We start from the raw sequence: 18,836 nt of genomic DNA on the forward strand, positions 1-18,836 counted from the left end.
TTTAACCCTGGGGGGTGCCTTCAACTTCAATGCGAAGCTGATTCATTTCTCTTTCTAAATCTGCTCGTATTGAATCTATTTTCTTTTGGTGTTGATCAAGTAGGCTTTTGTTCCTCGTCATCCGAATAGCATTATATAGCTTACTGATCCTGCTTTGCTGCTTTCTGATTTCCGCGTTTGTGTAGTAGGATGTGTACTCAGCTTTACATCCTGGACATACAAGCAGATGACGTTTAATACCACGTCCAATCTTCTTAATCCTAGAACAATATTTAACTATGAAGATTGTTCCGCACTGATCACATGTACATTTTTTATAATCCATTCCCAAACCCTCCATCTTCTTTGGCGGTCTTTCTGTTATGGCAGGACGCACACAATGGCTGCCAATTAGAAGAATCCCAAAATAGCTTTTTATCTCCCTTATGCGGTTTGATATGGTCCACTACTGTAGCAGCAATACGTTTGCCTTGTAGCATGCAAGACTGACACAACGGATGCTTTGCTAGGTAACCTTCACGCGCTTTACGCCATCGGCTATTATACCCACGGCGTGACGATGATTCACGGAACAGATCATATGAAGGCTTCGATGTCTTATGCTGCTGGCAATATCCTTCACGGGTTAGTTGAGGACATCCAGGTTCATTGCATGGTTTCAACGGTTTCATCATAGATCGGTACTCCTGGATTTAATCCATCCAATGGGTATGACTTGTCTATTTCAATAACTTCCAAACTCATTCCCCCGTCAAGAATCATAATGCCTGTTTCAATTGCTTTCTTAGCTTCTTCTCTAATGATTTCCCTTGTCTCGTTATTTAGTTGGCAATCCGTTTTAAGAACTAAAATTTTCATCTGATTTCCTCCTCATTATATGAATTACTTCAATAGCATTCTCCTTCAACCATTGAAATTCATAGCAGTTGATTATTGGATTTCGATAATAGCCCGGCAGTAAAATTAAAATTGTTTCGCTAGGATTTACCCCGTCTAACATTGCGGCATTCCTAGAAACATAGTGCGGGTATTTATATTGTGGAAATTTCTTTTTTAAATCTTGCCATAGCGCTCTTGCATGCCTTGTAGTTTCCCCTACGATGAAAGTCCTTGTGCGTTGTTTTGAACAACCTTTTAAGATTAAGAGTTCCAATGCTGTCCCTACATATAAAAAGCACCTATCCAATGGACAGGCGCTTCACATATATTCATTCAAATAGAACTCTTTTAAATAGCAATATATTTTAGATTAGCTCTTGGATTTGCTAACGGTTGCAAACCTAGATAGGATCTTGCTTCGTTAATTGAAATATTGCCAGAATTAATATCATTCAAAAGCTGTTCAGCTTGTATTCGTTCATCATCAACTTCTGTTGTCGCAGGGGTTGTTTTATTTTTGTCGCTCATAAATAATTCTTCCTTTCTCTCCAATGGATTTCAATCCATAATGCGCCCTAACTTCATTCAGCGTTAGGATTCCTAAACGTAGATTTCTTTGAAAGTCTCGCTCTTTTTTATCTTTCACATCATCATCAGATAACTTTGCAAAACTCAAACTTGTTGGTTTTGTAAATGACATCGCAATCTCTCCTTTGTTATTTGATCTAAGCCGCGATTTTGTAAACAGACCTACACAACCAAAAGCCCAAAAGGCAGCCGTTCCCAACAAAAAAGACGCCCCAAAGGGACGCTCAATATAAGTAAGATGTTATCTATTCACACGACGACAACAAGGATTTTTCAAATCACTTCCACAATCGTACTCTTCAACACAGCACTCATTCTCATACGATTCTGTCACTGGATAAAAATTCTCAATTCTTTTGATGTGTTTATTTACATTTGTAATATGAGTTGGATGAATACGTCTGATTGTATTCTCACTAGTTGTTTTTTTTACGACATTACGTGTTGGTGAGACAATTGTTTCGTCCTTGCAATTACACTGCTTTCTCCTACGTGAACAAAAGAAAAAATCGTCCATTCTGTTGCGGCTCATATCAACACCCTTTCAACAGTTTTAGCTTTCATTACATCATATAAAAAAACAGTCAGATTGCCCTGGACTCTTATCACTCAAATTGAAATATCCGCAATATCACTATAGATCATAGTGTGGAACATTTCAATTTATCGCATAATACAATATTACACCCTTTTTCACGTCATGCTGCGCCAACTTTACGCCAAAAACACGCCACTTTTACGCCAAAATTGCGCCAAAATAAAAAACACCTCTAAACGGGTGCTTTAAATACAACTTCATTGAGAGCATAAGCCAAGTCTAGGAAAGTCTTTCCTTTCAAGCGTGTATACGATCTTTCACTCATGCCGATTTCATTGTATACCTGGTAATCGAAAACGGGTTCTTGCTGCATGTAACGTTTAATAATGATTTGTCTTTCATAAGCAGGAAGACGGTTGACAGCCTTTTGTACTCTTTCAAGATATGCATTTCGTTTCTGTTCCCACTCAATACGTTTCATGGCCGTACTCTCTGTAGATGAATGAAAAGCATTCGTCACAGATGGTGGGACGATACTAAATCCGGCCGTTATTTTAGGCAGCATATCATCCGGGACCTGAAGAAGATATAAACGATAGTTGTCGAGAATCCTTTCTACTCTTTTTCTCGTTTCCTTTTTATCAATTACAGGCGGTTCACCCAACATCAGCAAATCCCCTTTCTCCCGATCTCAATTCCTCTACCTTTCGAGCGATCTTTTTTCTTGCCCTCTCTATATGTTTTTGAACCGAGCCTTTCGCTATCCCATGAAGAGCGGCGCATTTACTGAAAGATAGGTTATGGCCAATAACGGTGATGAATATCTCTTTCTCCTTCTGCGTCAGTGTCGACATGGCATACTCGAGTAAATCTAGTTCATTTTCGTTTACTGAATGCGGGTCAGATTCGGGAACGTGGTATGTTGAATATAGAAAGTCAAGGACTTCTGTTGTTGTGAATATTGTGCGTTCATAATAGGAACGGCGATCCATGCCACGTCTTGCGCTGGGTTGCCTTTCTGTTTCCATCCACTCAATCGCATACTCTAGGTCAGAAATCATTGAGCGGTACGTTTTCATTTCTCCTTCGTCTGTAGATGCTTCCAAACTTCTTTTAGTATCTGTTAACGCTGCTTTATATTCCTTGATTAAATCTTTCAAAATACCACCCCCTTTTATTTGCTTTTAAATGCCCCGCCACGCCCTCTTTTATATGTTGGGCGGTAAATACCCATTAGTTCCTTTATCTCTTCATGTGAAAGCTCCTGTGTGTGATTTTGAGTACATTTGTTCTCAGGAACGTCAGTTCTTTTCGTTGACGCAGATTTATAACCCGCTTTTATAAAAGCAGCTCTCAACGTTTTCATTTTGGTTTCTCCTTTTCTGAAAATAAAAAAAAGGGACACCAACCACACAGCGCTCATGCTGTCATGATCAGTGTCCCCCGGCTTTCCGGTAGAACGGTTTATTTGAATAGCTCGCCTTCGTTGAAGTTAACACGAGTTACCTTATTGTCATGTGTAACGATCTTTGTTTCCCCGTGCGACGGCAGCGGTGAAAATCTCGCTTTACCATCAGATATAACGAGAACAATAGGTCCTTTTCTTGTTAAAGTCTCAATATCTATAATTTTACTTGGAATGTCTTGTAATCTCAAGTCTTTCATTGCCTCCTTAATTTACATTCATGAACGCTAAAACTGAAATTGATCCGAATACGAGATAAAAGAGTAGCAACCGCTCTTTCGCTTTGTTCATACACTCGACTCCTCCAATTGAATTTTTGTATGATAGTTCTTTAAATGCTCATTCATTCTCGAATGAAATTTCGGTTGTAAGTAAAAGAAAAGTTTTTCTTCTTGATCCGTCATTTTTAACACTGCCTTTTCGTAAACAAGAAATTCGATCAGCAATATCAAGGCGTACTGATTGAGCTTTATCGCCTCTGTATACCAATCTTTCACCGTCATGAAGGACCATGATCCAAATTGACGAATTTTCCAAATTCCTTGATGAAAGCCAGCGACACAGTACCGACGGGACCATTCCGCTGTTTTGCTATGATAACTTCAATAATGTTTTTGTTCTCTGTCTCTTTGTCGTAATAATCATCACGATAGAGGAACCCGATCACATCAGCGTCTTGCTCGATCTGCCCCGACTCTCTGATATCTGACATCATAGGGCGTTTTTCCTGACGTTGCTCGACACCTCTTGATAGCTGACTCAATGCTATGACTGCAATATCCAATTCCCTTGCCATTTGCTTTAGCATTCGGCTTATTTCTCCGATTTCTGCTGTTCTATTTCCTCTGTGGACTGGATTTCCAACGATCAATTGCAGATAGTCAATAATGATCATCATGTCCTTGCCTTCAAATTCCCTTTTCATTTTGCGCGCCTTCGCCCAAATGTCATTGACAGTCATTCCAGGTTGATCAAATATTCTAAGAGCGGCACTATCTAAGACCCCGTTCACTTTGCTGAGACTACCCCACTCATCAACGTTTAAATGACTAGCTCTAATGGATTGAGCGTTAATGTTACCTATGCTAGACTGCATTCGTTTAAGTAGAGACTTGCGACCCATTTCAAGCGAAAAGATGCCAACCGCTCCACTCTTATTTAAATTGATTGGGCTTTCCATAAAGTTTTTTGCAACATTCAAACAAAAAGCTGTTTTCCCTACAGACGGACGAGCAGCAATAATAATTAATTCTTGACGCTGAAAACCCGATGTCATTCTATCCAATTCAGTGAAGCCGCTTGGCATTCCAGTAATATCACCCTTTGGCGTTTCTAACTCTTGATAGATTTCAACAAGATCATTATTGATAGACCCGTCATCGTCCGTGCCTGTCGCACCCTCTAAACTCATCAGAGAGCTTATACCCTCTTGTATAGTTTGACTCGTATTGTCGCTACTAGAAGATTCTTTAAGCGAAGCGCCTACTTTTGCTATTTCTCGCTTTTTCCAATAATCAATAATTAGATTTTCATAGAATGCTTGTTTTGCGGTAGTGATTGAGGCATTCATCAATTCGGTTAAGTATTTTCTTCCGCCGATCCCATTTAGATTTTCTCGCCCCACATGCTCAATAACTGACACTATGTCAATAGGGTTGCCGTTTTTATCAAGCTCTTGAAAGGCTTTAAAAATGGATTGATTTTGTTGTCGATAGAAATGAATTGGCTTGAGCTGTGAATATTTAATCAAGTCCGGCTCTTGTAAGATTGCGCCTAGATATTGTTGCTCTGCTTCGTCGTTGTAATAAAAAATATTTCCTGTCATGACCTATCACCTAACCCAAGCACCTTTCGTATCTCAGCTTTATGCCGCTCGATCTGTTCTTGTTCTTCCTCGGTCGGTTCAGCCTTGTCCAGTTCAGAAAGATAGCTGTGCGTTTCCTCTACATTGGGTATAGCTGCGGATCGGTCTTTTCTTGCCTCTTTCGCTTTGATTAGATCAGCAACTTTTGGCGGAAACTGATTGTTTTTTACATAAACGATCAAATTCGCCTCGATCCGCTCGTAATTTTCGGGCTTTAAGATTTTAGCCCAAGCATCTAGCTTTGATTGATCAACCTCAAAGTGCTCGTAATATGTCTTGATTAGTTTTAGTAATTCAAGCGTCTCTGCTTTAGTCATCCGTCAAATCAAACTCCTTTTCATTCAAGACAGCGGTTTTTCTCTTTGCCGCTTCACGACTCGATTTTATTTTCACGACCAAATGATCAAATTGTTTTCTAAGACGTGCAGGACTCAATATATTCGCTTTCCAAAATGTATCTTGTTGTGTCCAGTCGATTAGGTATTTCACTTGTTCATCCGTTCGCTTGTCGATCTGTCTAATCAACCTAAAATCACTTGCCCATTTTTCAAGGTTCGGTTTTTTAGCTTGCGGATTATTTTCAAGTATTTTTTTATAAAGCAAATTGGCATTCTCAAGGTCACAAGGTTCGTACTTGTGACGAGAATTATTTATCTTCTTTTCATTCTTATCATTCTTTACATTCTTGTTAGTTGTTAGTTGCTTGTTAGTAGCTTGTTGATTGCTTGTTAGTTGCTTGTTAGGTTCATGATCTGATGGTTGATAAACCTCCCAATTGACAACGGTTATGAGTCTATTTCTGTTTGTTGATTCATTAGTCAAAAAACCGTAATTCTCAAAACGTTTTAAAGCGGTTCTAACGTTCTGAACCGTCACTCCTTTTCCACAATTTGCTACTATAGATTCCAAGCTAGTGATCATTTGACCGGGCTTCACTGTGTACTTTTCACCCTTGAATTCCCATTCGTTCTCACTATGGTTCACCATCATTAATAACGTTGTGAGGACGACTTTTTGCTCGGGCGTGGAAGTCATCCAAATCGGCTTATGAAGCAATTCCCTATATAATTTGATCCAACCAGTCATAATAATCACCCTTGCCTTACTTTAGAAAATTTACGTTCTTGCTGTATGCTGCTTCATCCATCAAGTAGCGGAAACCTGCCACAAATCCAGTTGCAAAAGCATCTTCTATCTCAAAACTTGCCTTTGCTGCGTGTGCTGAATCCAGTTCTTCTAATAGCTTTAAAAGATCATTTGAATTAGACAAAAACCCTTCCATTTTTTCGTATAATTCGTTTACGGTATTCTGCGTATCTTTAGACGATTCAGACCACTCAATTTCTGACGTTTCAATTGTTTCATAAAACTCTTTGACCGCAACAAACTTGAGAACGTCAACCATGCCCGCATCATACATGTAAGCCTCTTTTCTGTCTTGGTTGTCAATATGCTCGAGCTTGGCTTTAGCTTTGTTTATTTCTGAGGGTGTCCCCATTAATTTCATTTTAAAAATCCCCTTTTTATCTCAAATCTAATTATTGTGTTTTTTTATTAATCATGTTAAAGTCTCCCTGATACCCTTCCTTACTTTCATGATCCTATATTGATGACAAGTAAGAATTTAGGCTGATCCGATCGGATCAGTCCTTTTTATTTATTTAGCTTGATCTAACTTATTTTTCTCATATCTTTGAACCGCTGCCTCAACATTAGTGTGTGAAAGAATTGAGAAAAAAACGTCATGGTTTTCATCTTCTAACACCCAATCATGAACAAAGTGGCGAAACGTATTAAAATCGACTTGTTTCGGAATAGAATCAATGTGACTTTTTACTTCTTCCGCTCTATCCTTACTGCGGTCAATTGTTAACAAGGACAAGAATTCGTTTTTACTCATAGGGAAAAATGACAATTCGATAAGTTTAGCAATGTCTGAAACACGTATAGGTCTCAAGAAAATGAGGTATGTCACTTGATGCATCAACTCAAAGACTTTCCTCACTTTTTTCTTTTCGTCATTCTTTCTATACGCTTCCTCTAATTTTTCAAGCAAAGAATGAATTTTCCATAGGCGATTTCGATAATACCTAATGACTTCATCCTGCTGATCCAGTTCTCTTTGAATACGTTTAGCCCAAATCAAAGCATTGAATTTGCTGTATTTCTCCACTGGTAGAACATTGTCCCATTCGAACACCTCCAGCAATTTAGGCCCCAAAAATTTGACAGCTTCTTCCCTTGGCACTCCTGCCATAATCTCTTTCAAATTAGCCTGCATGATCTTTTTAACACCGTGTGAATACATGCTTTCATACTTTTTAATAGCAGCGGTTAAGAGCGGTTCAATTTCCTTTACCTCTCTGTAAACCTTCTTTAGTCTCTTATTCCATGTTGTGATTGTTGTCATTAGTTTCGTCCTCCTAAAATATATTTTTGCCAGGAGCGGCAAAGCTTTCTTGATAAAGGGTGTGTCACCTGTGTTTAGAAAATATTTCAAATCTATCTTTTTGCTAACCTCTCAAATTGGTATAATGTTCCTATCTGTTTAGATAGGGGGTGAAACCATGGCTTTTGATGCTGCAATTATAAAAGAACAAGGTGTTACATTTACAATTGTTTCAGTGAAATCTGGTACTATCTCGTTTCCCTCAAGTAGAGATAGCGCAATTATGGGTTTTTCAAGACAATTTCCTAGTCCAATAATTTTGATGGAACAAAATTCAAGAAGTGTTCCAACCTACTATGGAAGAGAAGATATTGTCAGATTTCTAAAGAATATTCATCCGAGTCAAATACCTTGGAAGAGGTATTCTTAATTTTTTCTGGTTTTAAATCGCTAAAGTCACCCTTAGGAATAGAACTAATCCCTAACGACTTACAATCTATGGTACTTGCATACTTTTCAACCTCTGTTGCCGCAGGGGTTGTTTTATTTTGCTTGTCGCTCATGCCGTTACCTCCTGTGTTTCGATATTTTCCAATGAAATTGCATGTTCTATCGGGATATATGCACCTTCGCCTTGTGCTTTCAATTTTGACTTGACGTCTAGTATTTCTTCTACAGATGCTTCTCTCAACCGCAGGACACAGGGAACACCGTTCACATCGAATCTACTGATAGCGGCGCCACGCTCATGATGAACCAGTTCCACAACTTCAAAGATAGTACCGTTGTTGTTGCTTTCCGATTTATAGAGTAGGACGAAACCTTTAAGTCTAATAACAGATTGAACGTTTCGGATAAAGCTCTCACGGTCTACTGGCTCGGGACAAATGTTTTCTATCAACAATTCCATTTGCTTTACCTTCTTTCCGTTTGTTTTGACTCCCCAAATCTGGGGAATGAGTATTTGGTTTATCGATGGGGTAACAAATCGTTACGTCATCTGCCACGTTTCAAACGACACCAGCTCATAGCTTCTTCATAATTTGACGGCTCAAATTTGAGCTATGCGATTAATTCAACATTTGACGGCGCAAATTTGCGCTGTGAGGGTGTCACAATTCACACTTAAAAAGTCGGAAAATGCGACCTTTGAGGGTGTCGGTTGAAACTACGCCCTCTGTTCAACATAGTCCGTCATCTGCGGTTAGACGACCACTATCGGTTAAACCTAGAGTGGGAAAGTCTATTGTCTAGTGTCGTTTAAAACTTCGGTGTGTCATTTCAAATGACTTACTCTTTCCAAGACCGGAACACTATGACGGTCATTTTGATACTTGTGCCGGGCTCAATTTTGAGCCGGGCGCAAAATTGCGCTATGCGATTATATCAACGGTCTCCATGTGCCAATCCATGAAATAGCTTCCTCAAAGTCTAGCTTTCTTAAATCTTTGTATGTGGGTACTGCAAATGCGTCCCTAAAATTGCGGTGAATGCTCGAAAACATGCGGCGTTTACCTTCTGAATCTTCGCCATATCTCTCAACAAGCTCATACACACGTTTGTTGATTCGCTTTTGAATGACCGTTTGCTGATACGCATTGATGCTTAGATTGTTTTCTAATTTGCCGATACGCTGATCTGCTTCATTCTGCTTTTGTTCAAGTCTAATCATCTGTTGAAGCTGCGGGCTAAGATTCGAGAAGTTTTGTAGGTTCTGTTCCATTTCGTTGAATTGGGTCACATATGCAGCGGTGAACAATACGCCCTTCTCGCCTGTCATTTTGTTGGCGACCATTTCACAACCTTGTTTTGTGAGTAGATAATGTTTGTAAAGTTTCCCTGTCCCTGCTTGGTATGTGCTTTCTATAAAGAAATTATCAGAACGCAATTTTGCGTTTTGACCTATTACAACTAAGTAAGACTCAATGCTCCTTACCAAATCCGCATGTCTTTTCTCAACCATCTCAGCCACTTCACGACTGTCCACCAAAAGCTGTCCATTCTGCTCAATTACTTGTAAATTGTTATTCATGTTGTTCCTCCTATATCGACTCGGCAAAATATCCGAGTGAGATTTTAAAATTAGGTGCGCTGAAATTTCAGCGTACTGTGTACTAAATTTCTTGTTGCGCTCAAATTTGAGCCGATCAAAACTCTCGTTTATTCATGCGTCTGTCCACGCTGTTTTTACCATTCATCCATAATCTGTTTCATGACTTCTTTTGACTCTTCGTAGAACCAAAATCGTTTGCCTCGTTCTTTACGTCTTTCAAGTAACTTCATTCTTGGATCATGCAAAAATTCATTCTCTAAGAAGCGTTTACTCATACATGTTCTTTTTGCCATTTGTTCTATATCCCATGTAAAAAATGCATCATTGAGTTGATCTTCTAATTTTTGATCAATGTAAGAACGAATTTCTGTTTGATTCAGATTCACTTGTACTTCTGCGATATTCAACTCAGATCACATCCTTTCGAGCTATTTGACTCTCTCTTTTAAAAAGGTACTCGAGTGTGTGACCCGGAAAGAAATGGTTACGAATTGTTTCTGCTTCGTCAAAAGTAAATGGATAAATTCCATTCATCTTATCGTAGATAGTTGCAGTTCTTTTGTTTAATAATGAGGCTATATCTTTTGCTCCGAGACCACTTCTTTTTATTTCTGCTTTCAAGTTACTTAACAAGTTATTCCCCCCCTTACTCGCCAACAAAATACTCAATTTCGTATCTAAAATCCATAATATACTCATTTTCGTATTTAGTCAACGGAATAGTTTAAAAAAATATTCAAATTCGTATTATTTATATTTACAACCTAGATTTTATCTATATAATGGAATTAAGGATATACGATTTTTCGTATAATATCGACTCGGGGGAGATTAAGAAATGAAAGATGCTAGAACAGAAATAATAAGAAAATTAATTAATGAACAAGCGCCATCAATGAAAGCTTTTGCAGAGAGTGTAGAACTCCCATATACAACACTGCGTTCAATGTTAGAACGTGGAATTGGCAATGCATCTATAGATAACGTAATAAAAGTTTGTAAAGGGTTGAATATTACAACTGACCAGTTAGAAAAAATGGCTAATGATAAAGATTACGAAATTGAAACAATCGCTGCACATCATGATGGTGACGAATGGACCGAAGAAGAATTAGAAGAAATTGAGCGTTTCAAAGAATTTGTAAGAGCAAGACGTTCAAAGGACTAAAATAAACATGAGCTACGAGACTCTTTTAATAGAAACACAAAAAAACGATGTAGAAGTATTCGAAGAAAACATGCCAATAACTTTAAAAGGTCTATATAGTGACAAGACAATATGGATAAATAAAAATCAATCAACTTTAGAAAAATACTGTACTCTTGCTGAAGAGTTAGGTCATCACTTCACAACATGTGGAAATATACTCGATCAATCTAGACTTAAAAATGGGAAACAAGAATTGCGCGCACGTGAATGGGGTTATAACTTGTTATTCCCGCTGGAAAGGTTAATTGATGCCCAAAAAGAAGGAATAAGAAATCGTTTTGAATTAGCTGAATACTTGAATGTAACTGAACAATTCCTTGAAGATGCTCTAAAAAGATATATAGAGAAATTTGGCTTATATAAACAAATTGGAAAGCATACTATTTGTTTCGAGCCTTTAGGAGTCATTGAAAATTTTGAGGAGGTGATGCCTAAATAAACGCCCCTTTTAATGCGTCTGTCCACGTGGAAAGGGCTGATAACATGAAGAGTGAAAAAAGTAAAAAAGACGACCATCTCTTTTCTTACTATAATGCAAAAAAAGAAAAACGGTGGAAATACAGATATAAATATTATGATTCTTTAGGTAATAGAAAAGAGGCATCCAGTCAAGGTTTCAAAAATGAAAATGATGCATACAGAGAGTTGCTAAAAGTTAAAACATCAATAGTGAATGGTGAAACTAAGCAAATAGAGAACACAAATATAACGGTTGCTGAATGGATCGATATTTGGTTCGAAACTAATAAAAACCAATGGAAAGACCCTACCATATACAATCGAACCATTACAATTGATAAACATATAAAGCCTTTATTGGGGCGCTATAAGTTAAGTAAACTGGATAAAGCTACTTATCAAAGAGTGTTTATAAATAAGTTGCTAACAAAGTTTAAATCAAGAACCGTTGAAAACTATCATACACTTTTTAAAATAGCTATTAATGCCGCTGTAGAAAATGAGATTCTCGATAGAAATCGGTTTGTTAAGATTAAAATTAAGGATGATCAAGAAACCGAAAAAATCAATGAGAATTTCTATACTGCTGCTGAATTAAAAAAATTCCTGGAGATTGTTAAATCCACAGGAAAAGTTACACAATATTCTATGATTCTTTTTCTAGCTTCCACAGGAGCAAGAAAAGGTGAAGCGTTGGGTCTTAAATGGTCTGACATTGATTTTAATAAAAACACGATTACTATCAGTCGAACTAGAGACAGCAAAGGAATGCGTTCCCCAAAAACCAAAAATAGTTACCGGACTATAAGGGGCGGCGGGGAACTAATGAAACATTTAAAATTATATCGCAAATGGTGTAAAGAATTAAAGCTTTCTTTCGGCTCTCACTTAGAAGAAAATGATTATGTTTTTATAAATAAGTCTAATGCAAAACATGTTTCGGGTAATTTCTTGAATTATGCATTATATAAAATTTTTGACGAAAATGATATAAAGCGAATCACGGTTCATGGATTGAGGCATACTCACGCTACGATTCTAATAGGGAAGAAAATTCCCGCTCGTGCTATTGCAGATCGACTTGGTAATACTCCTGAAATGATTCACCAAGTTTATAGTCATTCATTTGAGGAATTAGAAATTGAAACAGTAGACGCCTTTGAAGATGCAATGAATTTATAAACTGGGGGAGGTTTTGGGGGAGGTTTTGAATTAGCACCCTTGAAACCCCTTTGTATCAGTGTATTTTGAGCATTTATAACATTAGGTACAATCATGTTCGTTTATCACCCATTTCGCCTTAGAAAGGAGTGTAAAAAGATGAGTGCACCATCCAATCCAGTCAGTATTGTCAATCATGGCTGTCCCGTTTCAACCACCTCGAGTGTAATAGGAGGAAAATGGAAAGGAGTGATCCTTTATCATTTGACTTGCGGTCCAAAACGATACAATGAATTACGCCGACTTCTACCAAGAATTTCTCAGCGTGTTCTTACGCTGCAATTGCGTGAGCTAGAACAAGATGGCGTTGTTCACAGAGAAGTCTATGAGGAGGTCCCTCCTCGTGTTGAATATTCACTCACTTCTCTAGGAGATACGTTAAAACCTATCATCTTCGCTATGCGTGAATGGGGCGAATCCTATGGAAAAGAAGCGCGCCCAAAAGAAAAAAGCTGCCATCTCTAGCAGCTTTTTTTATGATGAAATCGCCGTTGATTCTTGCTGTGGATCATCCTTCACAAACAGGATGCCAAGCTGATGATGCTCCCCTTCGTAAGAAGCGCGTTTCTCAAACCTTGTCTGACCATTCAAGCCAATGATCTCAAGCTTTGTCAGAGCACGATTGGTTTGAAGGGCTTCGTAAAATTCCGAAACGGTTTTGACTTCTATTCCATTCACCTTTGTAATGACTTCTCCGATCTCAAGCTTTAAATCAGCTGCAGGTGTATTCGGAATGATTCCGAGCACCATTAGCCCTTGATTACGTTTAGAGAAGTAGAATGGAGCCGCATTGTCGTTGACTCTCTGTTTCCATGAAAGGAAAGCTCTTCCGGCAATCGCTATGAATACAGCTCCCCATGCAATCGGCTCAAACCAAATACTTGCAGCACCTAGTAAAGCAACCACGAGCCCAAGCATGAGAATACGCCGTGCTGTAATTTGAATGCTAACAATTGGCAGTGATCCTTGAATCCGCTGCCCAAAACCGAGAATGTATGGAATCAAAATAAATGAAAAGCTTTGATCGTGCACTTGAAGCACTGGCCACCATGGCAGAGAAGAAGTAAATTCACCTGCCGGCATCAGCAAAACAAGCGGTAAAAGCCATAGGCGGTTTGCCCGCTGCTGGCCAATCAAAAGTCCTCTCGCACTCATCACCATTGCAGGCGATGTTCGTAAATGTGCCGTTCGATAGGCTAGAATCCCCTCGGTCATTAATAAAAGACCTAGCAAAATAACAACGGCTGATGCATTCATCATTGAGAGCTGCGGCAGCCATGAATGGCTCACTTGGAAATACAACAGGCCAAGCGCCGCAATAAAACTGAAACCGAGTGTGTATGCAGACGAAAGCGCACTCGCCTTAAAGAATAAAGAGAAAACGATGGTCATCGCTGCAATCATCACGATGAATCCAGGCGGGAGGGCAATCCCTAAGCCTACTGAAATAATCGATAGGCAAATTCCTAGAATCCATCCTTTTGAATATGTAAATTTAAGTTCATCGTATACATCTTCTATTCTCGTTTGAAACGCTTTTCTCTCCCGCTTTACGCGGATGTAGCCATGTAACAGGCTGATTAATATCATGAAATAAAAAAGAGGGTGGATTAAAAACAGACCGACCGCTTTTAATCCAGCTCCCATCCACTCCGAGCTCATTATCGTTCACCGCCCAAGTCAAGCATTTTCTCTTATTCTATCAAATAAATCGATGCTTGACACCAGGTTTATTTCTCCTGATTCATCCAAAGTGTGACATTCGACAGTGAAAAATCTTTTAAGTAGTGATTGACATCTACATCTAGTATGCCGCCAAGCAGCTGCATCGATCTCTTGATGTCGGTTAAGTTTATACCAAGTCTCTTATGATTATCCATTAAATAATTGAAGTATATCTCAGCACAGTCTTCATCGATTTCGTCGACTGATTCTACCGTTGTGTAATTGACCAAGTACCTGCTTAACAGCATGAGCAGACTTAATGCCTTTGTAGCGGAAAACGTCACATCTTTCGTACGACTCTTAAGCTCCTCTACCAACTCGTAATATTTTTTCTCTCTCACAATACTTGCCCTTTTCAATTGTGTACCCCCATTTACTAGTTCTTTTAAGAAAAGCGCAAACCTCGGTACAGCTCAATGCTCAAGCTGAATATCCGCAAAAAATAAAATATTTAAAATGAGTGCTACTTTATATTGTAAGAATTATTTATGTAACATACAACTTTCAAAAGTTTCATTTTCATGACATGTTTAAATCAACAGAAAGTCTCTTATATAAATATGTTATCGGGTAAAATCGAAGGAATGTTATGTTTTTTGTAAAATAAATGAATATATTTCTCGATATAATTTATTTTTAAGAAGAAACTATTACATGTTTGTGACACTTATGAACCAAAAAAAGAGGCATTTATTCGCCTCTTTATTTTTTAAGATATAGTGCTTTTAGTGCAGTTTGCAGTTGAAGATCATTTTTTTCATAGGATTTCACTTCATCCACCATTTTGTTCATCATTTTCGCTGTCTTCAGGTCAATTACACCTGATTTATCGAGATTGTATGTGCTTTGGAAGGCTAATACCGCCTTTTTCGTTTCTTCATCAAAGTAGCCGTCTACTCTGCCGGGGTCGAATGACAATCCCTTTAATAGCGTCTGTGCTTGTCTCACTTCTTCATTGTTCATATCAAGCTGAAGAGGTTCTTTCAGTTGAAGCGGTCCTACAGTAAAGTAATCTGGCTGATGAATTGCAATCGTTGGTACGACACCTTTTTTGTGAATCCAATTTCCTTTTGGCGTGAGCCATTTATACAGCGTTAATTTAATGTTACTGCCGTCACCCATTGGAACCGCCTGCTGCACAGTGCCTTTCCCGAATGAGACATCACCGACGACTTCATATTTTCCGGCTTCTTTCATCGCACCAGCTAGTATTTCAGAAGCGGATGCACTCCCTTTATCAATTAAGACATTAACTGGGTAAGGTTTCTGTTCCTTCCGCTTTGAAAAATATCGTTTCCTGTCGCCGTTCCGCTCTGCAATTTGAATATAAGGTTGATCTTTTGTAATAAAGTGCTTCAAAATATCTTCTACACTTTGCAGATAGCCGCCAGGGTTTCCTCTTACATCAAGCACAAGACCTTCTATGCCCTTTTTCTCGAGTTGTTTCAGGCTTGACGTGAAATCCTTCGCAGTATCTTCTGAAAAGCTTGAGATCGCGATATAGCCTGTTTTATGTCCATTTACCTCTTTCACAGAGGAAGTCACGGTTTCAAGTGGGATTTCTTCTCGTTTGATTTGGAATGTTAACTCTTTTTCAATCCCATTTCGTCTGATTTTCAGAGCGACGGATGTTCCTTTTTTCCCTCTAATTTTCAGTACAGCATCATTTAAGCTTTTTTCTTTCATCGACTCACCATCAATGCTGATGATTTCATCTTTCGGCTTTAGACCTGCTTTTGCTGCAGGAGATTTTTTAAAGGCAGAGACGATAATGATTTTTCCTTCATCCATCCCTACTTCTGCCCCAATTCCCTCAAAAGAAGAATCAAGCGAATCAGAAAATTGCTTGGCGGTTTGCTTGTCCATGTATACTGAATACGGATCATTTAAAGTTGAAAGCATTCCTTGAATGGCGCCTTCCAGCAGCTTTTGGCGATCCACTTCCTCTACATATTCATTCGAAATAAGGTCATAGGCTTTCTCGATTTTCTCCATCCCATTCTCTTTCGCCTTATCACTTGATTGAGCTTGTCCAGCCACTGCAACAGCTGCTTGCGGAGACTCCGCATGAGTTCCCTCTTTATGCGTCATCACCCCTGCACTAATTAGTAGAACGACACTTGCCATAATAGATGCAATTTGTTTTTTCATATTTGGCCTCCTTCTTCAACTCTTCCTGATGACCTGAGTTATTATATGCCAGAAGAAGGGATTTCATGTAAAGACATTCTGCCGCGAAGGCTTGACTAATTATTTTATTAGGTGTAATTTTTATTTTGTTATGATCGAGAAGGAGTCTTCGCTATGTATATTATATTGACGATGCTATTATTAGGAATTTTATTAGGTTTTGTAGGAGCAGGCGGAGCTGGTTTTGTCATTGCTTTGCTTACGTTAATTTTTGATATCCCTATCCATACCGCACTTGGGACGTCTTTAGCCGCAATGGCATTTACGACGTTATCTGGTGCATACAGTCACTACCGGGAAGGGAATATTCAGCTGAAATCTGGTTTGATCGTTGGAGCTTTGGCTTGCGTGGCTTCCTTTGCAGGAGCTAAGATTGCTCCTTTTATTCCAGAGGGAAATCTGCACTATTTAACAGCTGGCATGCTCTTTTTATCCGCTGTGTTTATGATGATCAAATTATTTGTTCTGAAGGAAGAAACTGAGCAGCAACCACTTTCTTCACGTCAGCTGCTCGTAAGGGGAATTATTTTAGGACTTGTATCCGGTTTGCTGTCAGGTATGTTTGGTATCGGGTCCGCACCATTTATCCAAGTAGGACTTTTGATTTTACTGAGACTATCCATTCGACAGGCAGTTGGCACAACGATGCTTGTCATTATTCCGATTTCCATCGGTGGTGGAATTGGATATATTACAGAGGGCTATGTTGATTTTATCTTGCTGATTCAAATTTTAATCGGAACAGTATTAGGCGCATATATTGGCGCAAAATTTACACGCCTTGCACCGAAGCTCTTATTGAAATCGGCTGTACTGTTAACACCTATTATTGCCGGTTTACTGCTGTTATTTTAATGTTATTTAGAATAAGAAAAGCCGATAACATGATGTTATCGGCTTTTTGTTTAGCGGATATATTGCGCTGGATTGACTGCATTTGATTTTGCGCCATTCCATAATCCTTTGTGAATTTCAAAATGGAGATGCTGACCATGAGACTGGCCTGTATTCCCCATATATCCTAGAAATTGTCCTTGCTCGACTCTCTGCCCTGTGGACACACTTCTTGTAGACAGGTGGGCATAAACCGTTTGATACGTCTGTCCATTGATATTATGCGTAATGAATATCACATTTCCGTAGCTTGATGAGTAGCTTGAGTTCGTGACTGTTCCAGATGCAGCTGCGACGACAGATACTGTACCTTTTGCTGCAATATCTAATCCGAAGTGGTTTCCGCCAGAACGTCCACCAAAGCCAGATGAGAATCTGCCAGCAGCTGGTTTAATAAAGCCAGAGCTGCTTGCTGGTGTATCAGATACTTGATCTGATCCGCTACTTTGAGGTGCAGGTGCACTTTTTTCAGCAGCTGCTTGTTCTGCTTTCTTCGCTTCTTCTTTTTGGCGGCGTGCTTCCTCAGACTTCACAGCCGCTTTTTGGTTTGTTAGAATTTCTTGCTCATTTTCAAGTTTGCCTAATTCTTCATGGGCATGGTTCTTTTTATCTGTTACATCCCCTAAGATTTTCTCTTTTTCTTTTTGCTGTTTAGACAAATCCTTTTTCAACTCTTCTAGCTCTTTCAGAGATGTTTCAAGTCCACTTAGCTGATTATTTAACTCTGCTTCTTTTTGCTCCACCAGCTTTAAATCATTTTCATGTTCTGTAATCATGTCTTTGTCTGCTTCGACAATGGTTGTGACAGCTCCAACACGACCGACAAAATCACTAAAGCTGCGAGCACCCAGCAGCACATCTAAATAGTTGATCGTACCGCCGCTTTTTTGCATCGAACGAATTCGATCTTTGAAAATAGCTTTTCTTTTTTCAATTCGATCATTGATGACTTGAATGTCTTTTTTTAGTTTCTTGATCTCTTGTTTCGTTTGTTTGACTTCTTTTTCTTTTTCTGCAACTTTTTCAGTTGCTGCACTTACTTTGTGGTCAATCTTTTCAATTTCTTTTTTGAGCTTTGATTCTTTCTTTTCAAGCTTAGCCAGCTCTGATTTCTTTTTCTTCAAAGTTGATTGAGTCTTTGATGTTTTCTCTTCGATTTGTTGACGTTTTTGATCTAGGTCTTCGTATGCGAATGCACGATTCTCGTTCCCTGGAATATATAGCCACGTTGTTCCAATAAACGCTGCCATTCCAGCCATCATCAGCTTTCTTTTCAAAACGATATTCCCCTCCTATGACAACTATCGACATGAAGAGTCGACCGGATGAATCGGTTCAACCGGTCACACCTTCTATCTAAT

General features: G+C 38.8%; 30 protein-coding genes. 5 read left to right on the forward strand and 25 right to left on the reverse strand.

Annotation, left to right across the window (positions count from 1 at the left end):
• Position 1: 1 nt before the first annotated feature.
• From NKR21_RS17955 to NKR21_RS18055, 21 genes are all read right to left on the reverse strand, one after another.
• The gene (locus NKR21_RS17955) at positions 2 to 325 is read right to left on the reverse strand and encodes a transglycosylase (RefSeq protein ID WP_144458246.1); all 324 of its coding nucleotides are present in this window, start codon (positions 323 to 325) and stop codon (positions 2 to 4) included.
• Positions 315 to 674: an HNH endonuclease gene (locus NKR21_RS17960; RefSeq protein ID WP_144458248.1), complete on the reverse strand. Its 360-nt coding sequence runs from the start codon at positions 672 to 674 to the stop codon at positions 315 to 317. The genes NKR21_RS17955 and NKR21_RS17960 overlap by 11 nt, the downstream gene beginning before the upstream one ends.
• Positions 646 to 858, reverse strand: coding sequence for a hypothetical protein (locus tag NKR21_RS17965; protein ID WP_186314831.1), 213 nt, complete (start codon positions 856 to 858; stop codon positions 646 to 648). Before NKR21_RS17965 ends, NKR21_RS17960 begins: the two co-directional genes overlap by 29 nt.
• 369 nt (positions 859 to 1,227) lie before the next feature.
• The gene (locus NKR21_RS17970) at positions 1,228 to 1,407 is read right to left on the reverse strand and encodes a hypothetical protein (protein WP_151021864.1); all 180 of its coding nucleotides are present in this window, start codon (positions 1,405 to 1,407) and stop codon (positions 1,228 to 1,230) included.
• Positions 1,391 to 1,579, reverse strand: a complete 189-nt coding sequence (locus NKR21_RS17975; RefSeq protein WP_144472945.1) for a hypothetical protein — start codon at positions 1,577 to 1,579, stop codon at positions 1,391 to 1,393. The genes NKR21_RS17970 and NKR21_RS17975 overlap by 17 nt, the downstream gene beginning before the upstream one ends.
• Positions 1,580 to 1,708: 129 nt before the next feature.
• Positions 1,709 to 1,999, reverse strand: a complete 291-nt coding sequence (locus NKR21_RS17980; protein WP_144472943.1) for a spore coat protein — start codon at positions 1,997 to 1,999, stop codon at positions 1,709 to 1,711.
• A gap of 238 nt (positions 2,000 to 2,237) precedes the next feature.
• A complete protein-coding gene (locus NKR21_RS17985; protein ID WP_111292177.1) occupies positions 2,238 to 2,672 on the reverse strand; it encodes an ArpU family phage packaging/lysis transcriptional regulator in 435 nt (144 codons plus the stop codon).
• On the reverse strand, positions 2,662 to 3,165 hold the full coding sequence (locus NKR21_RS17990) for a sigma factor-like helix-turn-helix DNA-binding protein (RefSeq protein WP_144458260.1): 504 nt from the start codon (positions 3,163 to 3,165) through the stop codon (positions 2,662 to 2,664). Before NKR21_RS17990 ends, NKR21_RS17985 begins: the two co-directional genes overlap by 11 nt.
• Before the next feature lie 14 nt (positions 3,166 to 3,179).
• Positions 3,180 to 3,371: a hypothetical protein gene (locus NKR21_RS17995; protein ID WP_144458262.1), complete on the reverse strand. Its 192-nt coding sequence runs from the start codon at positions 3,369 to 3,371 to the stop codon at positions 3,180 to 3,182.
• A gap of 98 nt (positions 3,372 to 3,469) precedes the next feature.
• Positions 3,470 to 3,661: an XtrA/YqaO family protein gene (locus tag NKR21_RS18000; protein ID WP_044139830.1), complete on the reverse strand. Its 192-nt coding sequence runs from the start codon at positions 3,659 to 3,661 to the stop codon at positions 3,470 to 3,472.
• A gap of 96 nt (positions 3,662 to 3,757) precedes the next feature.
• A complete protein-coding gene (locus NKR21_RS18005; protein WP_144458264.1) occupies positions 3,758 to 3,973 on the reverse strand; it encodes a hypothetical protein in 216 nt (71 codons plus the stop codon).
• On the reverse strand, positions 3,970 to 5,295 hold the full coding sequence (gene dnaB, locus NKR21_RS18010) for a replicative DNA helicase (protein ID WP_144481877.1): 1,326 nt from the start codon (positions 5,293 to 5,295) through the stop codon (positions 3,970 to 3,972). The genes NKR21_RS18005 and dnaB overlap by 4 nt, the downstream gene beginning before the upstream one ends.
• Positions 5,292 to 5,651: a replicative helicase loader/inhibitor gene (locus tag NKR21_RS18015; RefSeq protein ID WP_144481876.1), complete on the reverse strand. Its 360-nt coding sequence runs from the start codon at positions 5,649 to 5,651 to the stop codon at positions 5,292 to 5,294. Before NKR21_RS18015 ends, dnaB begins: the two co-directional genes overlap by 4 nt.
• Positions 5,644 to 6,420: a Replication protein O gene (locus NKR21_RS18020; RefSeq protein ID WP_144460041.1), complete on the reverse strand. Its 777-nt coding sequence runs from the start codon at positions 6,418 to 6,420 to the stop codon at positions 5,644 to 5,646. The genes NKR21_RS18015 and NKR21_RS18020 overlap by 8 nt, the downstream gene beginning before the upstream one ends.
• A gap of 16 nt (positions 6,421 to 6,436) precedes the next feature.
• Entirely contained in the window at positions 6,437 to 6,841 is a 405-nt protein-coding gene (locus NKR21_RS18025) for a hypothetical protein (RefSeq protein ID WP_144496944.1), read from the reverse strand.
• Between the two features lie 150 nt (positions 6,842 to 6,991).
• Positions 6,992 to 7,744 (reverse strand): hypothetical protein, encoded by a 753-nt coding sequence (locus tag NKR21_RS18030; RefSeq protein WP_253602549.1) that lies wholly within the window; start codon positions 7,742 to 7,744, stop codon positions 6,992 to 6,994.
• A gap of 353 nt (positions 7,745 to 8,097) precedes the next feature.
• On the reverse strand, positions 8,098 to 8,286 hold the full coding sequence (locus NKR21_RS18035; RefSeq protein WP_144534287.1) for a hypothetical protein: 189 nt from the start codon (positions 8,284 to 8,286) through the stop codon (positions 8,098 to 8,100).
• Positions 8,283 to 8,633, reverse strand: coding sequence for a hypothetical protein (locus NKR21_RS18040; RefSeq protein ID WP_144481873.1), 351 nt, complete (start codon positions 8,631 to 8,633; stop codon positions 8,283 to 8,285). The genes NKR21_RS18035 and NKR21_RS18040 overlap by 4 nt, the downstream gene beginning before the upstream one ends.
• Before the next feature lie 471 nt (positions 8,634 to 9,104).
• Entirely contained in the window at positions 9,105 to 9,755 is a 651-nt protein-coding gene (locus NKR21_RS18045; RefSeq protein WP_144523884.1) for a Rha family transcriptional regulator, read from the reverse strand.
• 155 nt (positions 9,756 to 9,910) lie between these two features.
• Entirely contained in the window at positions 9,911 to 10,183 is a 273-nt protein-coding gene (locus tag NKR21_RS18050) for a hypothetical protein (RefSeq protein ID WP_144459902.1), read from the reverse strand.
• Between the two features lies 1 nt (position 10,184).
• A complete protein-coding gene (locus NKR21_RS18055; RefSeq protein WP_144459901.1) occupies positions 10,185 to 10,409 on the reverse strand; it encodes a hypothetical protein in 225 nt (74 codons plus the stop codon).
• Between the two features lie 205 nt (positions 10,410 to 10,614).
• On the opposite strand from NKR21_RS18055, the gene NKR21_RS18060 reads away from it, so the two are divergent.
• The 4 genes from NKR21_RS18060 to NKR21_RS18075 all read left to right on the forward strand — a co-directional run bounded on the left by NKR21_RS18060 (position 10,615) and on the right by NKR21_RS18075 (position 13,131).
• Positions 10,615 to 10,944: a helix-turn-helix domain-containing protein gene (locus NKR21_RS18060; protein WP_144459900.1), complete on the forward strand. Its 330-nt coding sequence runs from the start codon at positions 10,615 to 10,617 to the stop codon at positions 10,942 to 10,944.
• A gap of 7 nt (positions 10,945 to 10,951) precedes the next feature.
• Complete coding sequence (locus tag NKR21_RS18065; RefSeq protein ID WP_253602550.1) at positions 10,952 to 11,425, forward strand: ImmA/IrrE family metallo-endopeptidase; 474 nt, start codon at positions 10,952 to 10,954, stop codon at positions 11,423 to 11,425.
• Between the two features lie 44 nt (positions 11,426 to 11,469).
• Positions 11,470 to 12,627, forward strand: a complete 1,158-nt coding sequence (locus NKR21_RS18070; RefSeq protein WP_144459898.1) for a tyrosine-type recombinase/integrase — start codon at positions 11,470 to 11,472, stop codon at positions 12,625 to 12,627.
• Positions 12,628 to 12,765: 138 nt separating this feature from the next.
• Positions 12,766 to 13,131, forward strand: a complete 366-nt coding sequence (locus NKR21_RS18075) for a winged helix-turn-helix transcriptional regulator (protein WP_003213136.1) — start codon at positions 12,766 to 12,768, stop codon at positions 13,129 to 13,131.
• Positions 13,132 to 13,140: 9 nt separating this feature from the next.
• Here NKR21_RS18075 and NKR21_RS18080 read toward each other — a convergent pair whose 3' ends face one another.
• From NKR21_RS18080 to ctpB, 3 genes are all read right to left on the reverse strand, one after another.
• Positions 13,141 to 14,328 (reverse strand): PDZ domain-containing protein, encoded by a 1,188-nt coding sequence (locus NKR21_RS18080; RefSeq protein ID WP_012011404.1) that lies wholly within the window; start codon positions 14,326 to 14,328, stop codon positions 13,141 to 13,143.
• Between the two features lie 68 nt (positions 14,329 to 14,396).
• Positions 14,397 to 14,750: a swarming motility protein SwrAA gene (locus NKR21_RS18085; RefSeq protein WP_007500014.1), complete on the reverse strand. Its 354-nt coding sequence runs from the start codon at positions 14,748 to 14,750 to the stop codon at positions 14,397 to 14,399.
• A 343-nt stretch (positions 14,751 to 15,093) separates the two neighbouring features.
• The gene (gene ctpB, locus NKR21_RS18090) at positions 15,094 to 16,542 is read right to left on the reverse strand and encodes a carboxy-terminal processing protease CtpB (RefSeq protein ID WP_119125445.1); all 1,449 of its coding nucleotides are present in this window, start codon (positions 16,540 to 16,542) and stop codon (positions 15,094 to 15,096) included.
• A gap of 153 nt (positions 16,543 to 16,695) precedes the next feature.
• Between ctpB and NKR21_RS18095 the strand changes: the two genes are divergently transcribed.
• Entirely contained in the window at positions 16,696 to 17,436 is a 741-nt protein-coding gene (locus NKR21_RS18095; protein WP_012011407.1) for a sulfite exporter TauE/SafE family protein, read from the forward strand.
• A 50-nt stretch (positions 17,437 to 17,486) separates the two neighbouring features.
• Here NKR21_RS18095 and NKR21_RS18100 read toward each other — a convergent pair whose 3' ends face one another.
• Positions 17,487 to 18,752 carry a murein hydrolase activator EnvC family protein gene (locus NKR21_RS18100; RefSeq protein WP_012011408.1) on the reverse strand — a complete coding sequence of 422 codons (1,266 nt, stop codon included), beginning with the start codon at positions 18,750 to 18,752 and terminating at the stop codon, positions 17,487 to 17,489.
• Positions 18,753 to 18,836 lie beyond the last annotated feature (84 nt).

Origin of the sequence: Bacillus sp. 1735sda2, assembly GCF_024159245.1 — a bacterium.
GTDB classification, from domain to species: domain Bacteria; phylum Bacillota; class Bacilli; order Bacillales; family Bacillaceae; genus Bacillus; species Bacillus pumilus_O.

What these genes read in the sequence shown, in the direction of transcription:
- NKR21_RS18045 (WP_144523884.1), bottom strand. Translation starts at nt 9,755, where the DNA reads ATGAATAACAATTTACAAGTAATTGAGCAGAATGGACAGCTTTTGGTG.
- NKR21_RS17970 (WP_151021864.1), bottom strand. Translation starts at nt 1,407, where the DNA reads ATGAGCGACAAAAATAAAACAACCCCTGCGACAACAGAAGTTGATGAT.
- NKR21_RS17955 (WP_144458246.1), bottom strand. Translation starts at nt 325, where the DNA reads ATGGATTATAAAAAATGTACATGTGATCAGTGCGGAACAATCTTCATA.
- NKR21_RS18095 (WP_012011407.1), top strand. Translation starts at nt 16,696, where the DNA reads ATGTATATTATATTGACGATGCTATTATTAGGAATTTTATTAGGTTTT.
- dnaB (WP_144481877.1), bottom strand. Translation starts at nt 5,295, where the DNA reads ATGACAGGAAATATTTTTTATTACAACGACGAAGCAGAGCAACAATAT.
- NKR21_RS18030 (WP_253602549.1), bottom strand. Translation starts at nt 7,744, where the DNA reads ATGACAACAATCACAACATGGAATAAGAGACTAAAGAAGGTTTACAGA.
- NKR21_RS18035 (WP_144534287.1), bottom strand. Translation starts at nt 8,286, where the DNA reads ATGAGCGACAAGCAAAATAAAACAACCCCTGCGGCAACAGAGGTTGAA.
- NKR21_RS18060 (WP_144459900.1), top strand. Translation starts at nt 10,615, where the DNA reads ATGAAAGATGCTAGAACAGAAATAATAAGAAAATTAATTAATGAACAA.
- NKR21_RS17975 (WP_144472945.1), bottom strand. Translation starts at nt 1,579, where the DNA reads ATGTCATTTACAAAACCAACAAGTTTGAGTTTTGCAAAGTTATCTGAT.
- NKR21_RS17980 (WP_144472943.1), bottom strand. Translation starts at nt 1,999, where the DNA reads ATGAGCCGCAACAGAATGGACGATTTTTTCTTTTGTTCACGTAGGAGA.
- NKR21_RS18075 (WP_003213136.1), top strand. Translation starts at nt 12,766, where the DNA reads ATGAGTGCACCATCCAATCCAGTCAGTATTGTCAATCATGGCTGTCCC.
- NKR21_RS18020 (WP_144460041.1), bottom strand. Translation starts at nt 6,420, where the DNA reads ATGACTGGTTGGATCAAATTATATAGGGAATTGCTTCATAAGCCGATT.
- ctpB (WP_119125445.1), bottom strand. Translation starts at nt 16,542, where the DNA reads ATGAAAAAACAAATTGCATCTATTATGGCAAGTGTCGTTCTACTAATT.
- NKR21_RS17965 (WP_186314831.1), bottom strand. Translation starts at nt 858, where the DNA reads ATGAAAATTTTAGTTCTTAAAACGGATTGCCAACTAAATAACGAGACA.
- NKR21_RS17995 (WP_144458262.1), bottom strand. Translation starts at nt 3,371, where the DNA reads ATGAAAACGTTGAGAGCTGCTTTTATAAAAGCGGGTTATAAATCTGCG.
- NKR21_RS18080 (WP_012011404.1), bottom strand. Translation starts at nt 14,328, where the DNA reads ATGAGCTCGGAGTGGATGGGAGCTGGATTAAAAGCGGTCGGTCTGTTT.
- NKR21_RS17985 (WP_111292177.1), bottom strand. Translation starts at nt 2,672, where the DNA reads ATGTTGGGTGAACCGCCTGTAATTGATAAAAAGGAAACGAGAAAAAGA.
- NKR21_RS17960 (WP_144458248.1), bottom strand. Translation starts at nt 674, where the DNA reads ATGATGAAACCGTTGAAACCATGCAATGAACCTGGATGTCCTCAACTA.
- NKR21_RS18025 (WP_144496944.1), bottom strand. Translation starts at nt 6,841, where the DNA reads ATGAAATTAATGGGGACACCCTCAGAAATAAACAAAGCTAAAGCCAAG.
- NKR21_RS18015 (WP_144481876.1), bottom strand. Translation starts at nt 5,651, where the DNA reads ATGACTAAAGCAGAGACGCTTGAATTACTAAAACTAATCAAGACATAT.
- NKR21_RS18005 (WP_144458264.1), bottom strand. Translation starts at nt 3,973, where the DNA reads ATGACGGTGAAAGATTGGTATACAGAGGCGATAAAGCTCAATCAGTAC.
- NKR21_RS18070 (WP_144459898.1), top strand. Translation starts at nt 11,470, where the DNA reads ATGAAGAGTGAAAAAAGTAAAAAAGACGACCATCTCTTTTCTTACTAT.
- NKR21_RS18040 (WP_144481873.1), bottom strand. Translation starts at nt 8,633, where the DNA reads ATGGAATTGTTGATAGAAAACATTTGTCCCGAGCCAGTAGACCGTGAG.
- NKR21_RS18065 (WP_253602550.1), top strand. Translation starts at nt 10,952, where the DNA reads ATGAGCTACGAGACTCTTTTAATAGAAACACAAAAAAACGATGTAGAA.